The organism is Geodermatophilus ruber (genome assembly GCF_900114385.1).
GTDB lineage: Bacteria > Actinomycetota > Actinomycetes > Mycobacteriales > Geodermatophilaceae > Geodermatophilus > Geodermatophilus ruber.
The window spans coordinates 491726-506658 of record NZ_FOSW01000001.1 but is presented as its reverse complement, the minus strand read 5'-3'; the positions used below and the strand labels follow the sequence as shown (position 1 = coordinate 506658).

The 14933-nt window shown below is 74.3% G+C and carries 14 protein-coding genes; 9 read left to right on the top strand and 5 right to left on the bottom strand.

Annotated features, from left to right (window positions below; all coding sequences use genetic code 11):
* Positions 1-57 precede the first annotated feature (57 nt).
* Positions 58-885, top strand: a complete 828-nt coding sequence (locus tag BMZ50_RS02550; protein ID WP_425431985.1) for an aldo/keto reductase — start codon at positions 58-60, stop codon at positions 883-885.
* 49 nt (positions 886-934) lie between these two features.
* On the opposite strand, the gene BMZ50_RS02545 is transcribed toward BMZ50_RS02550, so the two are convergent.
* Positions 935-1744: a DUF3097 domain-containing protein gene (locus tag BMZ50_RS02545; protein ID WP_091321051.1), complete on the bottom strand. Its 810-nt coding sequence runs from the start codon at positions 1742-1744 to the stop codon at positions 935-937.
* Between the two features lie 152 nt (positions 1745-1896).
* Between BMZ50_RS02545 and BMZ50_RS02540 the strand changes: the two genes are divergently transcribed.
* The 5 genes from BMZ50_RS02540 (at position 1897) to BMZ50_RS02520 (ending at position 6189) form a co-directional block, all read left to right on the top strand.
* The gene (locus BMZ50_RS02540) at positions 1897-2811 is read left to right on the top strand and encodes an AAA family ATPase (protein WP_245753277.1); all 915 of its coding nucleotides are present in this window, start codon (positions 1897-1899) and stop codon (positions 2809-2811) included.
* Between the two features lie 58 nt (positions 2812-2869).
* The gene (locus BMZ50_RS02535; protein ID WP_177212599.1) at positions 2870-3973 is read left to right on the top strand and encodes a vWA domain-containing protein; all 1104 of its coding nucleotides are present in this window, start codon (positions 2870-2872) and stop codon (positions 3971-3973) included.
* A 65-nt stretch (positions 3974-4038) separates the two neighbouring features.
* Positions 4039-5160, top strand: coding sequence for an XdhC family protein (locus BMZ50_RS02530; RefSeq protein WP_091320858.1), 1122 nt, complete (start codon positions 4039-4041; stop codon positions 5158-5160).
* A gap of 79 nt (positions 5161-5239) precedes the next feature.
* On the top strand, positions 5240-5506 hold the full coding sequence (locus tag BMZ50_RS02525) for a helix-turn-helix domain-containing protein (RefSeq protein ID WP_091320856.1): 267 nt from the start codon (positions 5240-5242) through the stop codon (positions 5504-5506).
* Positions 5506-6189, top strand: a complete 684-nt coding sequence (locus BMZ50_RS02520) for a ClpP family protease (RefSeq protein ID WP_091320854.1) — start codon at positions 5506-5508, stop codon at positions 6187-6189. Before BMZ50_RS02525 ends, BMZ50_RS02520 begins: the two co-directional genes overlap by 1 nt.
* A gap of 104 nt (positions 6190-6293) precedes the next feature.
* Here the strand turns inward: BMZ50_RS02520 and BMZ50_RS02515 are convergent, their stop codons facing one another.
* The 3 genes from BMZ50_RS02515 to BMZ50_RS02505 form a co-directional block, all read right to left on the bottom strand.
* Entirely contained in the window at positions 6294-7094 is an 801-nt protein-coding gene (locus tag BMZ50_RS02515) for a vWA domain-containing protein (protein ID WP_245753275.1), read from the bottom strand.
* 230 nt (positions 7095-7324) lie between these two features.
* Positions 7325-8218, bottom strand: a complete 894-nt coding sequence (locus tag BMZ50_RS02510; protein WP_091320852.1) for an AAA family ATPase — start codon at positions 8216-8218, stop codon at positions 7325-7327.
* 129 nt (positions 8219-8347) lie between these two features.
* Positions 8348-9475 (bottom strand): NDMA-dependent alcohol dehydrogenase, encoded by a 1128-nt coding sequence (locus tag BMZ50_RS02505; protein WP_218146056.1) that lies wholly within the window; start codon positions 9473-9475, stop codon positions 8348-8350.
* Positions 9476-9625: 150 nt separating this feature from the next.
* Between BMZ50_RS02505 and BMZ50_RS02500 the strand changes: the two genes are divergently transcribed.
* The 3 genes from BMZ50_RS02500 (at position 9626) to BMZ50_RS02490 (ending at position 14191) form a co-directional block, all read left to right on the top strand.
* The gene (locus BMZ50_RS02500; protein ID WP_091320848.1) at positions 9626-11080 is read left to right on the top strand and encodes a bifunctional 3-(3-hydroxy-phenyl)propionate/3-hydroxycinnamic acid hydroxylase; all 1455 of its coding nucleotides are present in this window, start codon (positions 9626-9628) and stop codon (positions 11078-11080) included.
* Between the two features lie 49 nt (positions 11081-11129).
* The gene (locus tag BMZ50_RS02495; protein WP_091320846.1) at positions 11130-12332 is read left to right on the top strand and encodes a cysteine desulfurase-like protein; all 1203 of its coding nucleotides are present in this window, start codon (positions 11130-11132) and stop codon (positions 12330-12332) included.
* Positions 12333-12526: 194 nt separating this feature from the next.
* On the top strand, positions 12527-14191 hold the full coding sequence (locus tag BMZ50_RS02490; protein WP_218146055.1) for a multicopper oxidase family protein: 1665 nt from the start codon (positions 12527-12529) through the stop codon (positions 14189-14191).
* A 36-nt stretch (positions 14192-14227) separates the two neighbouring features.
* Here BMZ50_RS02490 and mftR read toward each other — a convergent pair whose 3' ends face one another.
* The gene (gene mftR, locus BMZ50_RS02485; RefSeq protein ID WP_245753273.1) at positions 14228-14914 is read right to left on the bottom strand and encodes a mycofactocin system transcriptional regulator; all 687 of its coding nucleotides are present in this window, start codon (positions 14912-14914) and stop codon (positions 14228-14230) included.
* Positions 14915-14933: the final 19 nt, after the last annotated feature.

The following is a 14933-nucleotide window of genomic DNA, read 5'->3' as shown; positions in this document are numbered from 1 at the left end:
GTGCGCGACCGGATCGCGCGCGGCATCCCGCAGAACGAGAGGAACATCGTGGCCCCCGTGCCGACGATCAGGCTGAACAACGGCGTCGAGATCCCGCAGCTGGGTTTCGGCGTCTTCCAGATCCCACCGGCCGAGACCGCCGAGGCCACCCGCACCGCGCTGGAGGTCGGCTACCGGCACATCGACACCGCGCAGATGTACGGCAACGAGAAGGGCGTCGGCGAGGCGATCCGCAGCTCGGGCATCCCGCGCGAGCAGGTCTTCGTGACCAGCAAGCTGAACAACAACCGGCTCGAGCGCGACGACATCCTGCGCTCGTTCGACCAGAGCCTCGGCGAGCTCGGCTTCGACCAGCTCGACCTGTTCCTCATCCACTGGCCGCTGCCGGCCGTGAGTGACTTCGTGCAGCGCTGGCGGGCGCTGGAGGAGATCTACGCCAGCGGCCGGGTCCGGGCGATCGGCGTCTCGAACTTCCAGCCGCACCACCTGCGCCGGCTGCTGGACGAGACCGACGTCGTGCCGGCGGTGAACCAGATCGAGGCGCACCCGTACCTCACCCAGGACGACGTCCGCGCGTTCGACGCCGAGCACCGGATCGTCACCGAGGCGTGGGCGCCGATCGCCAAGGGCAAGGTCAACGACGACCCGGTGCTGCAGGACATCGCGCGGCAGGTCGGCCGCACGCCGGCCCAGGTGACGCTGCGCTGGCACGTCCAGCGCGGCGACGTCGTCTTCCCGAAGTCGGTGACCCGCAGCCGGGTGGAGGAGAACTTCGCGATCTTCGACTTCGAGCTCGACGAGGCGGCGATGGCCACGATCAGCGGCCTCGACCGGGGCGAGCGCACCGGCCCGGACCCGGACGAGTTCGACTACATCCCGAGTTGAGGCGGACCGGAGTGGATCCGTGCGGGTGACCCGCACGGATCCACTCCGGTCAGTCGGTCGTGACGAAGTCGATGAGCTCCTCGACCCGGCCGATCAGCGCGGGCTCCAGGTCGGTCCAGGTGTGCACGCGGGCGAGGATCCGCTGCGCCCAGACGTAGCCGGTGTCGTCCTCCCAGCCCAGCCGGCGGCAGACGCCCTCCTTCCACGACTCGCCCTTCGGCACGGTCGGCCACGCCCTGATCCCGACGACCGACGGCTTGACCGCCTGCCAGATGTCGATGAACGGGTGGCCGACGACGAGGGCGTGTGCGCCGGTGACCTGCTCGGCGATCCGCGACTCCTTGGAGCCCGTCACCAGGTGGTCGACCAGCACGCCGAGCCGCCGTCCCGACGACGGCCGGAAGTCGCGGACGATCGCCGGCAGGTCGTCGACGCCGTGCAGCGGCTCGACGACGACGCCCTCGATCCGCAGGTCGTGGCCCCAGACCTTCTCGACCAGCTCGGCGTCGTGCTTGCCCTCGACGTAGATGCGCCCCTCTCGGGCGACCCGCGCGCGGGCGCCGGCGACGTAGGTGGAGCCGGACGCGCTCCGCGCCGGCCCGCTCGGCGCCTGCGGCTTCGGGCGCACCAGCACCACCGGCCGGCCGTCGACCCAGAACCCGGGCCCCAGCGGGTAGGCGCGCACACGCCCGTTGCGGTCCTCGAGGTGGACGACGTCCTTCTCGCAGCGCACCACCGCGCCCACGAAACCCGAGCTCGGGTCCTCCACGACCAGGTCGCGCTCGGCCTCGACCTGCGGGGTGGGCTTCTTGACGGTGCGGGGGTGGACCAGGTTGTCGTACGGCGAACGGGGAGGCACGCCCCCCAGCATGAGCAGACGGCTCCGCGGGGATCGGTCCGACGCGCCGGGGACGGCGGGATCGGGACACACCCGGCGGTCGGGGAATCACTCTCCGTCGCCCAGCATCCCACCCGCCGTCCGGGGGTTCCGGCGGGTGGGATGCTCGGTCCGTGACCGAAAGCATGCTGCCCACGGTGGCCGCCGCCGAGGTGGGTTTCGCCGGCCCCGACGAGCTGGCCGCCGCGCTGGAGTCCACCGGCTACCTGCCCGACCAGGGCCTGGCCACGGCCGCCTACCTGGCGCTGGCCATGCACCGGCCGCTGTTCCTGGAGGGCGAGGCGGGCGTCGGCAAGACCGCCCTGGCGCAGGCGCTGGCCCAGATCACCGGGCGCCCGCTCTACCGGCTGCAGTGCTACGAGGGCCTCGAGGCCAGCCAGGCGCTCTACGACTGGGACTTCGGCCGCCAGCTGCTCCACCTGCGGGCCGCCGAGGCGGCGCACGCCACCGGGGACACCGAGAAGCTGGAGGCCTCGCTCTACGACCGCCGGTTCCTGCTGGCCCGCCCGCTGCTGCAGGCCCTGGAGGACTCCCCGAGCGTGCTGCTGGTCGACGAGATCGACCGCGCCGACGACGAGTTCGAAGCCTTCCTGCTGGAGGTGCTCTCGGACTTCACCATCTCGATCCCCGAGTTCGGCACGATCCGGGCGGTCACGCCGCCGCTGGTGGTCCTCACCTCCAACCGCACGCGCGAGGTGCACGACGCACTCAAGCGCCGGTGCCTCTACCACTGGCTGCAGCACCCCGACTTCGACCGCGAGGTGGCCATCCTGCGCCGCCGGCTGCCCGACGTGACCGAGCAGCTGGCCCGCGAGGTGGCCCGGGCGACGGCGACGTTGCGCACCCTCGACCTGCTCAAGCCGCCCGGGGTCGCCGAGGCGATGGACTGGGCGACCGCGCTGCACACCCTCGGCGCCCGCGACCTCGACCCGGACGTCGCCGCCCGCACGCTCGGCGCCGTCCTCAAGTACCGCGAGGACACCGAGCGGGTGCACGCCATGGACAGGGGGGCGCTCTTCGGTGGCTGAGAAAGGACCCTGTTCCTCTCACCCTTCGCACGCTCAGCAGAAGGGCCGAAACGGGGCCGTGCGGGACGTCGTCGACACGGTGCTCGGTTTCGCCCGGACGCTCCGCCACGCCGGGGTGGCCGCCTCGCCGGACCGGGTGGAGGCGATGCTGGCCGCCGTCGGCGCGCTCGACGTCCTCGACGCCACGGCCGTCTACTGGGCCGGCCGGCTCACCCTGTGCGGCAGCCCCGACGACCTGGAGCGCTACGACGCCGCCTTCACCGCGTGGTTCGGCGGGGAGGTGCCGCGCCGGACCCGGCCGATGCAGGAGGAGAAGCCGCAGCTGGCGGCGATGGCACCGCTGGAGGCCGGGTCCGCTGCCGGCGAGGAGTCGGAGGACGTCCCGGACGTCGCCGGCCGGGCCAGCCCCGACGAGGTGCTGCGGCACCGGGACGTCGCCGAGCTGACCGTGGCCGAGCGGGAGCACCTGCGGCGGCTGTTCGCGCTGCTGGTCCCGGCGTCGCCGATGCGCCCGTCCCGGCGCCGGCGGCCGGACGCGCACGGGACGGTGCACGCCTCCCGCACGGTGCGCCGCGCCCTGCACGACGGCGGCGAGGTCACCCGGCTGCTGCACCGGCGGGCCCGGCCCCGCCCGCGCCGCGTCGTCCTGCTGATCGACGTCTCCGGCTCGATGGGCCCCTACGCCGACGCGCTGTTGCGCTTCGCGCACGCCGCGGTCCAGGCCCACCCGGTGGCCACCGAGGTGTTCACCATCGGCACCCGGCTGACCCGGGTGACCCGGGAGATGCGGCTGCGCGACCCGGACCGGGCGCTGGCGGCCAGCGGCACCGCCATCCCGGACTGGTCCGGCGGCACCCGTCTCGGCGAGGTGCTCAAGGCCTTCCTCGACCGGTGGGGACAGCGCGGCACGGCGCGCGGGGCGGTGGTCGTCATCTGCAGCGACGGTTGGGAGCGTGGCGGCACCGAGGTCCTCGCCGAGCAGATGGCACGGCTGCGGCGGCTGGCGCACGCGGTGGTGTGGGTGAACCCGCACAAGGGCCGGGAGGGCTACCAGCCGCTCACCGGCGGGATGCAGGCGGCCCTGCCCTCGGTGGACCACTTCGTCGCCGGGCACAGCATGGCCGCGTTCGAGGAGCTTGCGGGAGTGATCTCCCGTGTTTGAGACGTTGACGGAGTGGATCCGTCCGCGTTACCTGCACCGATCCACTCCGCTCAGAGGGGGCTGCCATGCGTGACGTGCTCGAGGACCTGATCGGCTGGTGGCAGGCGGGCGAGACCGTCGGGATGGGGACGGTCGTCGCCACCTGGCGCTCCGCGCCCCGCCCGGCGGGCGCCTCGATGCTGGTCGGCCCGGACGGCACCGCCGTGGGCAGCGTCTCCGGCGGGTGCGTGGAGGGCGCGGTCTACGAGGAGGCCAAGGACGTCGTCGAGAGCGGCGTCCCCACCCTGGAGCGCTACGGCGTCAGTGACGACGACGCCTTCGCCGTCGGGCTGACCTGCGGCGGCATCCTCGACGTCTTCGTCGAGCGGATCTCCCGCGAGTCCTTCCCCGAGCTCGGGGAGATCGCCGAGTCCGTCGCGGCGCACGAGCCGGTCGCCGTGGTCACCTGCGTGGCCGGCCCGGACGACCGCGTCGGGCGGCGGCTGGTGGTCTGGCCCGACCGGGTCTCCGACACCCTGGGCCTGCAGCGGCTGGACGACGCCGTGGCCGCCGACGCCCGCGGCATGCTGGTCGCCGGCCGCACCGGGATGCTGCACGTCGGGCACGACGGGGAGCGCCGCGGCGACGACCTGTCGCTGTTCGTGAACTCCTTCGCCCCGCCGGCCCGGATGATCGTGTTCGGCGCGATCGATTTCGCCGCCGCCGTCGCCCGGGTCGGGGCGTTCCTCGGCTACCGGGTCACCGTGTGCGACGCCCGGCCGGTGTTCGCCACGCCCAAGCGGTTCCCCGACGCCCACGAGGTCGTCGTCGAGTGGCCGCACCGCTACCTGCAGGCCGAGGTCGATGCGGGGCGGATCGACGAGCGCACCGTGCTGTGCGTGCTCACCCACGACCCGAAGTTCGACGTCCCGCTGCTGGAGGTCGCGCTGCGGATCCCGGTGGCCTACGTCGGCGCGATGGGTTCGCGGCGCACCCACGACGAGCGGCTGGTCCGGCTGGAGGAGGCCGGCCTGGCCAAGGAGGAGCTGGCGCGGCTGTCCTCGCCGATCGGCCTGGACCTCGGTGCCCGCACGCCGGAGGAGACCGCGATCTCCATCGCCGCCGAGATCATCGCCGGGCGCTGGGGTGGCTCAGGGGAGCGGCTGACCGGGATCGAGGGTCCGATCCACAAGACCGCGGAGCGCTGACCGCCACGAGGCGGGCTTTGTGGCCGCTCTGGCGGCCGAGGGGTTCCCGGTATAGCGGGAAGGCGATAGCTTTTCCGCTATGTCGCCGTCGTCGCGCCGGACGAACTTCCCAGGCCTGCAGGGCCTGGCCGAACGCCGGCGCGCGCTCATCGATGAGCTGGTCCGGGCCCGCCGGGAGAGCGAGCTGAGCCAGACCGAGATCGCGGCGCGGATGGGTACGTCGCAGTCGGCCGTCGCGCGCCTCGAGAGCGGTGAGCTGGACGCGCGGCTGTCCACGCTCGAGCGTTACGCGGCCGCCCTCGGCCGCACCGTCGATTGGAGGGTCCGACCCTCCGAGGAGTCCTGATGAGCCGACCCGGCGGCACCATTCCGCCACGTCCGCCCGAGCCGTTCCCGCCTCAGCCGCCGCGGTTCCCGCGAAGCCCCTGGCAGCCCGAGTCCCGGCCGCCCGGGCCGGGGGCGGTCTCGTCGTCGGCGGCCCTCGTCGTCGGCCAGGACAGGCTGGCCGAACGGCTTCTCGACCAGCGGGTCGTGACGCTGGCCGGCGAGCTGGACGCCGATGCGGTGAACCGGGCCGTGGCCGAGCTGGCGCTGCTCGATGCGACCGGTGACGGACCGGTCCGGCTGCAGCTGTCGGGGGTGAGCGCCGGCCTCGACGCCGTCCTCACGCTGGTGGACGCCCTGGACCTCATGGGGGTGCCGGTGCACGCCACCAGTCTGGGCAGGCTCACCGGCCCCGCCGTCGCCGTCCTCGCCGTGGCCGACCGGCGCATCGCCGGGCCGTCCGCGACGCTGTACCTCTGCGAGCCGCGGGCCCCGCACAGCGGGCCGGGCCGGGACGTCGGGTCCTGGGCGGCAGAGCTCGCCCGGCAACTCGCCCGCCTGCAGGAGCGCCTGGCGGCCGCGTGCGGCCGGCCGGCCGAGCAGGTCGCCGCGGACATGCGCACCGGGAGGCTGTTCACGGCGAACGAGGCCCGGGAGTACGGACTGGTCGACGCACCCGAGCCGGCCGGCGGGCCGATCCGCTGACGTCGCCGGCGTTCCGGTACGACGTCGAGGTGGTGGGCCTGCTCGTCTCCCCGGCCCACCGGTCACGGGGGCGGGCGCCGACCGCCTCGCACGGCCTGGGGCGCTCAGCCGAGCAGCGTGCGGACCGCGGCCGGGGCCTGGGTCGGCCGGTGCAGCGGAGCCACCCGGCCGCCGCCGGCCGCGGCCAGGGCGGCGCAGTTCGCGGTCGACTCCGGGGCGTCGGACAGCGACAGCACGTGCAGGTGTGCGCCCGCGCGGGCCAGGGCGGCCGCGGCGGGCAGTGGATCCGGGCTGTCGGTCGGCATGCCGTCGGACAGCAGCAGCACGTCGCGGGCGGCCGCGCGGGACCGGGCCAGCTGCTGGGCGGCGGTGCGCAGGCCGAGGTCGAGGTCGGTGGTGCCGCCGCCCTGCAGGTCGAACAACCGGTCGATGACGACGTCGGCGCGCGGATCGGCCGACATCGGCCGCAGCACGACCGCCTGCGACCAGAACGCGACGACGGCGAGCTCGTCCTCGGGCCGCATCCGCTGGGCCAGCGCCGAGGCGGTGAGGACGGCGACGGCGAGCTCGTCACCGGCCACCGAGCCGGAGGCGTCGACCAGCAGCACGCACGCCCGCCCGGTGGAGCGCCAGCGGCGGGTGTGCAGGTGCTCGGCGCGCCAGTGCGGCTCCGCGCCGCGGGCAGCGAGCGTGGCGTCGAGGTCGATGTCGGTGCCGGTCGGGTCCCGCCGGGTGACCATCCGGCGCGTGCCCGGGCGGTCGGGGACGCCGGCGCGCGGGGCGGCCACCGGCAGCCGGCAGGCCAGGGCGCGGGCCGCGGCCCGGAGCTTCGGGTCGAACGCCCGGCCCAGGGCGGTGAGCAGCCGGGTCGCGGCATCGGGGTCACGCTTGGCGAGGTCGGCCATCGCCTCCTCGTCGAGTTCGCCCAGCTGCGGTGAGACCTGCTGGAACTCCGGGTGCGCCCGCTGGAGCTCGTCCCGCCCGGCCCGCCGGGCGGCGTGCTCCCTGAGCGCCTGCTCGACGTCGTCGGCGTTCTCCAGCGGCGCCGGCTGCGGCGGTCGCCGGCCCGGCGGGTCGTGCAGCCCCCCGTTCGACGGCGGGGGCGGTGCCTCGGGGTCGCCCGTCTCCTCGGGCGTCAGGCTTTTCCCAGCTCCTCACCCGCCCGGCGCCAGATGTCGGTGACGACGTCCTCCACCGGGCGGGCCGCGCCGTCGGCCAGGGTCACCTTGCCGGTGAGGGCGGCGAGCGCGGCGTCGACGCCGGTGGCGTCCTCGATCCCCTCGTGGCCGCGCACGGTGGCCAGCTCCCGTGCGATGAGGACGGTGTCGATGGCGCCGCGCACCGAGGAGCCGATCCGCAGCTCGGAGTGGTCGCGGGTGATGCGCACCGTCCGCACCGCCCGCGCGACCAGGTCCGCGGGCCCCTCGGTCGCCGCCGTGACGACGGCGAGCTCGGACTCCTCGTCCTGGTAGCCCATCGCCACCCGGCAGGAGCGGTCGTAGAGCGCCGGGGTGACCCGCGCGGTCCCGACGGCGTCGAACGGATTCATCGCGGCGACGAGCCGGAACGTGGGCCGGGCGGTCACCCGGCCGAAGCGGGGCACGTGCATCTCGCGTTCGGAGAGGACGCCGAGGAGCACGTTCATCGTCTCCTCGGGCACCCGGTTGAACTCCTCGACGTAGAGGATCGCGCCCTCGGTCATGGCCCGGGTGAGCGGTCCGGGCACGAAGTTCTCGGCGCGATAGTCCTCGACGAGCACCCGCGAGGCATCGTGGTGGCCGACCAGCCGGGTGGGGGTGAGTTCGGCGTTGCCCTCCACGAGCACCAGCGGCACGCCGGCGCCGTCGGCCAGCGCGCGCAGCAAGGTCGTCTTGCCCGTGCCGGGCGGGCCCTCGAGCAGGACGTTGCGGCCGGCCGACAGCGCGGCGGCGACGACCTCGGCCTCGCGGATGCGGGCGACCACTCGCTCCCGCGCGACCCGGACCATGCCGGTCACATCGAGGCGCCGGGCGGTGCTGGTGGTGCTCACTGGTCTGGTGCTCCTCGGGTCGGTGGAACGTGCGACCGGGGCGCTCCCCGCAGGGAACGCCCCGGTCGGGCCGGCCCCCTGCAGGGCCCCGCCGCGAGCTCGCGAGTGGTGGGGGGCAGGGGGTGTTTTTCAGTCGTAGATGATGACGCCGCGGATGTTCTTCCCGCTCTTCATGTCCTCGTAGCCCTGGCCGATCTCGTCCAGCTTGTAGCGGGTCGTGATGAGCTCGTCGAGCTTGAGCCTGCCCTCCTGGTAGAGCCGCAGCATCTTCAGGATGTCGGCGCTGGGGTTCTGCGACCCGAACAGCGCGCCCTTCAGCCGCTTCTCGAAGAGGGTCAGCTCCATCGGCGAGATGGGGATGGTGACATCCGTTGCCGGGCCCAGCCCGGTGACGACGACGGTGCCGCGCTTGCCGACCGCCGCGAAGCCCTGGCCGATGTGCTCGCTGCGGGTGACCCCGACGGTGATCAGGACCTTGTCCGCGCCCTGGCCGTTGGTGACGCTGCGGGCGAAGTCGGCGGCCTCCTCGATGGACTCGAAGGAGTGCGTGGCCCCCATCTCCTGGGCCTTCTCCCGCTTGAAGGCGACCGGGTCCACCGCGATCACGTGGCTGGCGCCGGCGAAGGCCGCGCCCTGGACGGCGTTGATCCCGATGCCGCCGATGCCCATGACGATGACGGTCTGGCCGGGCTGGACGTGGCCGGCGTCGACCGCGGTGCCCCAGCCGGTGCCGACGCCACAACCGGTCAGGCAGGCGACGTCGAGCGGGATGTCAGCGGGGACCTTGACCGCGTTGGCGACGTCGACCGTGGTCACCTCGGCGAACGTCGACAGGCCCAGCATCTGCCCCACGGGGGTGCCGTCCGGCAGGGACATGCGGAAGCTGGTGGGGTCGTCGAAGCGGGCCCCGGAGAGCAGGTTCGCGCCGAGGTCGCAGAGGTTCTGGTGGCCGCGGGCGCAATAGGCGCAGCGACCGCAGCCGGGGAGGAACGAGAAGACGACGCGGTCGCCCTCCGCGAAGCCTCGCGTGCCCGGGCCGACAGCGGTGACCACGCCGGCACCCTCGTGGCCACCGCACACCGGGTAGACGCCGAAGGGCATGTCGCCGGTGGCGACGTGGTCGTCGGAGTGGCAGAGCCCTGAGGCAGCCATCTTGACCTGCAACTCGCCGGCGCGCGGGTCGTCCACGATGAGATCGGCGACCTCGTAGTGACCGGGGCTGGACCGGATGATGGCGCCGCGGGTGTTGGTGGGCACAGAGACCTCCTCGTCGCCCTCGACACCGAGGGCGCTCGCGCATGCACACTGCATGACTGTGCCGGGCACGCTATGGCGTGGCTCACACCATGGGAAGGGTGGTGCAAGGTTCCCGCTACCCCCGTTTCCGCTGGCCGGGAGGGCGCGGCCGTGGCGGGCGCCCCGCTGGTGGTCGTCGTCGGCGCCGGTCCCGTCGGGCTGACCGCGGCGTTGCTGCTGGCCGGTCGCGGGGTCGAGGTGGTCGTCCTCGAGCGGCAGCCGGCGCCCTACGGCCTGCCCCGCGCGGTGCACCTGGACGACGAGGCGCTGCGGGCGCTGGCCGACGCCGGGCTCGCCGAGGAGTTCCTGCGACGGAGCCGCCCGATGCGCGGGCTGCGCCTGCTGGACGGCGACCGGCGCACGCTCGCCGAGTTCGGCCGCTCCGCGGACGCGGGGGTGCACGGCTGGCCGCAGGGCTCGCTGTTCCACCAGCCGGACCTGGAGGAGCTGCTGCGCGCCGCCGTCCACCGGACGCCGGGGATCACCGTGCGCGCCGGCGCCCAGGTGGTCGGGCTGGCCCAGGACGGCGCGGGCACGGTCACCGTCACCGTGCTGGCCCGGGCCGACGGCAGCTACGCGCAGCTGGCCGCGGCCGCCGTGCTCGGCTGCGACGGGGCCGGCAGCACGGTGCGCCGGCTGATCGGGGCGCGGATGCGCGATCTCGGCTCCCCCGACCGGTGGCTGGTGGCCGACCTGCGCTCCTCGCGACCCCTGCCGATGTGGCCAGGCGCGCATCAGGTCTGCGACCCGCACCGACCCGCCACCTTCCTGCCGGTCGCCGGCGACCGCTACCGGTGGGAGTTCCGGATGCGGCCCGGGGAGTCACTGCCGGAGCTCGCCGGGTGCCTGCCCGACCTGCTGGCGCCCCACGGCGCGGCCGACGCCGAGGTGGTCCGGGTGGCCGAGTACGTCTACCGGGCGCAGGTGGCCGACCGGTGGCGTGCCGGGCGGGTGCTGCTGGCGGGGGACGCCGCCCACCTCACGCCCCCGTTCATCGGCCAGGGGTTGGGCCTGGGCCTGCGCGACGTGCACCAGCTGGCCTGGAAGCTGGCCGCCGTCCTCACCGGGGAGGGCCCGGAGGAGCTGCTGGCCACGCACCAGGCGGAGCGGGAGCCGCACGCGCGGGCCATGGTGGGGCTGGCAGTGCTGGTCGGCCGGCTGATGACCGGTGGCGGGCAGGGGGCGGCGGTGGCCCGCCGCGGGGTGCTCGCCGTGGCCGGGCGCGTCCCGGCCGTGGCGGCGTTCGCCACCGACAGCCGGACGCCGCCGCTGCGCCGCGGCCCGCTGGTGGACCGGCGGGGCCGCGCCGGGCGGCGGCTGGCCGGCACCCTGCTGCCGCGGGCCGAGGTGCGGGTGGCCGGCCGGCGCTGCCGGGTCGACGACGTCCTCGGCCCCGGGACTGCGGTACTGCGCCTCGGCCCGCCGGGGCGCCTGCTGGTGCGCCCGCAGGGGGCGCCCGAGGTGGAGGTGGCCGACGTCGACGGCACGCTCGCCGGGTGGCTGCGGCGCGGCCGGGCGACCGGCGTCGTCGTCCGCCCCGACCGGATCGTGCGCGCGGCCCGCTGACGTGCACACCCCGGGAGCGACGGGGCGGGGGAGTCGGCATGCTGGCCGGGTGCGCTACGACGTCGATGCCGTCCGGTCCCGCTTCCCCGCCCTGCGTGCCGGTGCCGCGCACTTCGACGGCCCCGGCGGCTCGCAGGTCCCCGAGTCGGTGGCCGCGGCAGTCGCGGCGACCCTCACCGCCCCGATCGCCAACCGCGGCCGCGTCACGCAGGCCGAGCGGAACGCCGACGACGTCGTCCTGGGCGCGCGCCGGGCGGTCGCCGACGTGGTCGCCGGGGATCCCGGCGGGGTCGTCTTCGGCCGCAGCGCAACCCAGTTGACCTACGACTTCTCCCGCGTTCTGTCGGCCGGCTGGGGTCCCGGCGACGAGGTGGTGGTGACCCGGCTGGACCACGACGCCAACGTCCGGCCGTGGGTGCAGGCGGCTGGGGCACGCGGGGCGACGGTGCGGTGGGCCGGGTTCGACCCGGCCACCGGCGAGCTGGCCCCGGAGGCGGTGGGCGCGGTGCTGTCGGACCGGACGCGGCTGGTCGCGGTCACCGGGGCGTCCAACCTCATCGGCACCCGGCCGGACGTCGCCGCGATCACCGCCCTGGCCCACGACGCCGGGGCCCTCACCTACGTCGACGGGGTGCACCTGACCGCGCACGCGGCCGTCGACGTCGCCGCGCTCGGTGCCGACTTCTACACCTGCTCCCCGTACAAGTTCCTCGGTCCGCACTGCGGCTGCGTGGTGGCCGCCCCCGGCCTGCTGGAGACCCTCCGCCCCGACAAGCTGCTGCCCTCCACGGACACCGTCCCCGAGCGGTTCGAGCTGGGCACCCTGCCCTACGAGCTGCTGGCCGGCACGACCGCCGCGGTCGACTTCCTCGCCGGCCTCGGCGGCGCGGAGGGGAACCGCCGGGCGCGGCTGGAGGCCGGGATGGCGGCGTTGGAGGCGCACGAGGACCGGCTGCGGGAGCGCATCGAGAACCACGTCCGGGCGCTGCCCGGCGTCACGGTGCGCTCCCGGGCGCGGCGGCGGACGCCGACGCTGCTGCTGACCTTCGCGGGCCGGGACGCCGCCGACGCCTACCGCTTCCTCGCCGGGCGCGGGGTCAACGCGCCGGCCGGCTCCTTCTACGCGCTCGAGGCGTCGCGGTGGTTGGGGCTGGGCGACACCGGCGGGCTGCGCATCGGCCTGGCGCCGTACAACGACGACACCGACGTCGACCGGCTGCTGGCCGGGCTGGAGGCGTGGCTGGCGACCTGAGAGGAGCCTGGGAATCCGCTGTGATGATCACCGCGGCAGCGGTCTGGCACGCCCGGTGAGGACACGACGGGAAGCCGCGCGCAAGCCCCCAGGTCCGGGGATCGGGCCAGCCCCCTCGCGCGGGTGACGTTGCGCGGAGCAACGAGCGGACCCTCCTTCCACCACATTCCGCGGGGGACCCGGAAGGAGACACCGTGTCCACCACCCTCACCCGTCGCGACGCGCTCAAGGTCGGTGCCTTCGGCGCCGCTGCCCTGGCCCTCCCGTTCGTCCCCACCCTCAGCGCCAGGTCGGTGTCGCAGCTGGCCGCCAGCAAGCTGCCCAAGCCCTACACCCTGCCGTTCCGGACCCCGCCGGTGGCGCAGGCGCGGTCGAACCCCGCCTACCCGGGTGCGGCGTTCTACCGGATGGAGCAGCGCCTGCTCACCCCGGAGATCATCCCCGGCTTCAAGACGCCGATCTTCGGCTACTTCGACACCATCGGCGGCGCCGGTGGCACGCCCGGGCCGACGATCCGCGTGCAGCAGGGCCAGACCGCCGTCGTCCGGCAGGCGAACAAGCTGCCGGAGACCCACCCGGCGCTCGCCTACCGGGACTGGACCTCCACCCACCTGCACGGCTCGCCCTCGCGGCCGCAGTACGACGGCTACGCGAGCGACATGACCCAGCCGGGGCAGTGGAAGGACTACGTCTACGAGAACCGGATGAGCGCGCGCACGCTCTGGTACCACGACCACGGGGTGCACCACACGGCCGAGAACGCCTACATGGGCCTGGCCGCCATGTACATCAGCACCGACCCGGTCGAGCGGGCGCTCCCGCTGCCCAAGGGCGAGTTCGACGTCCCGCTGGTCCTCGGCGACAAGGCCTTCACCTCCACCGGCGCGCTGCTCTTCGACGACAACGGCCACTCGTCCACGTTCGGTGACGTCATCCTCGTCAACGGCATCCCCTGGCCGAACATGCAGGTGAAGCGCCGCAAGTACCGGTTCCGGCTGCTCAACGCCTCGGTCTCCCGCGGCTTCAAGCTCGCGCTGAGCGACGGGACGCCGCTGACCGTCATCGGCACCGACGGCGGCCTGATGCCGGCGCCGCAGACGGTGCCGAACTTCCGGATCGGCATGGCCGAGCGGTACGAGGTGGTCATCGACTTCGCGAAGTACCAGAAGGGCGCGAAGATCCAGCTGAAGAACCTGGGCGTGCCCAACGCCACGAACTACGACAACACCGACAAGATCATGCAGTTCGAGGTGCTGGACGACACCGGGCCGACGACGGACAACGCCGTCCCCAGCGAGCTCGACCCCACCGCGGCCCGCGGCGTGATGAGCCTCACGCCGCAGGGTGCGATCAAGCGGACGATGCGGCTCGAGCGCGACAACGGCGAGTGGAAGGTCAGCGGCGTCACCTGGAAGGACATCGAGGACTCCGGCTTCACGCTCGAGTTCGCCAACCCGCAGGCCGGGTCGACCGAGCTGTGGACCATCGAGAACAGGTCCGGCGGCTGGTTCCACCCGCTGCACATCCACCTCGTGGACTTCCAGGTGGTCGCCCGCAACGGCGCGCCGCCGCCCGCGCACGAGCGCGGCCCGAAGGACGTCATCTACACCGGGGAGAACGAGAAGGTCGACGTCCTCATGCGGTTCCACCCCGCCGGCGACCCGAACTCGCACGACCCCGCCAGCCGGCCGGAGGAGCTCACGTACCCCGCCGACCACGGGCGGTACATGGTCCACTGCCACAACCTCACCCACGAGGACCACGACATGATGACCCAGTTCTGCGTGGGGGAGGACTCCGACGACGTGGACCCGATCCGGGCGGCGGCCGCGCGCGAGGACACCGAGCCGGACGACTGACGGACGGGCGTCACCGATCCCGCCAGGGGCCCGCCGTCAGGGCCTGCGCAGGGTGGGGAAGCCGTCGGCCAGCTGGTCGAAGGCCGCCCGGAGGTCGTCGGCCAGGGTGGTGGTGCCGTCGGCCAGCCACACCTCGAACGCCGTCGTCGCTGCCGCACGGGTGGTGGTGGCGACCAGCCTGGGGAGCAGCGCCTCGGGCGGCTGGCCGGTGCGCCGGGCCACGTGCTCGGCGACCACCCGGTCGACGTCGGCGTAGCGGACCTGGGAGTGCGCCTGCAGCGCCGGCTCGCCCAGGATCATCCGCATCCGCTGGCGCAGCATCGGCAGGTCGGCGGCCGCGTAGTCGTTGACCTCGACGTAGGCCGCGCAGATGGAGGCGAGCACCGGTTGGTCGGAGCGGGTGGCCATCAGCAGCCGTTCGAGCCGCGCGACGTGCGAGGCGAAGTCGCCCCACACCGGGTCGGCCTTGGTGGCGAAGTGGCGGAAGAAGGTCCGCCGGCTGATCCCGGCGGCCTCGGCGATCTCGTCCGTGGTGACCTGCTCGAACCCCTTCCGGCCGAACAGGTCCAGGGCGGCCTGCTCGACGCGGGTACGCGTCTCGGCCCGTCCCTCGCCCACCACCACCGTCACGCCGCTCATCTTGGAGTACTCCACGGTGCGGCGGGTCCACGGCGTGTCGTAGACCCCGTGTTGCCCGTGGCACTCGGTGTCACTACCCTCCACCCCGCACCAGTAATCCCCC

What these genes read in the sequence shown, in the direction of transcription:
- BMZ50_RS02530 (WP_091320858.1), top strand. Translation starts at nt 4,039, where the DNA reads ATGCGTGACGTGCTCGAGGACCTGATCGGCTGGTGGCAGGCGGGCGAG.
- BMZ50_RS02525 (WP_091320856.1), top strand. Translation starts at nt 5,240, where the DNA reads ATGTCGCCGTCGTCGCGCCGGACGAACTTCCCAGGCCTGCAGGGCCTG.
- BMZ50_RS02520 (WP_091320854.1), top strand. Translation starts at nt 5,506, where the DNA reads ATGAGCCGACCCGGCGGCACCATTCCGCCACGTCCGCCCGAGCCGTTC.
- BMZ50_RS02515 (WP_245753275.1), bottom strand. Translation starts at nt 7,094, where the DNA reads ATGGCCGACCTCGCCAAGCGTGACCCCGATGCCGCGACCCGGCTGCTC.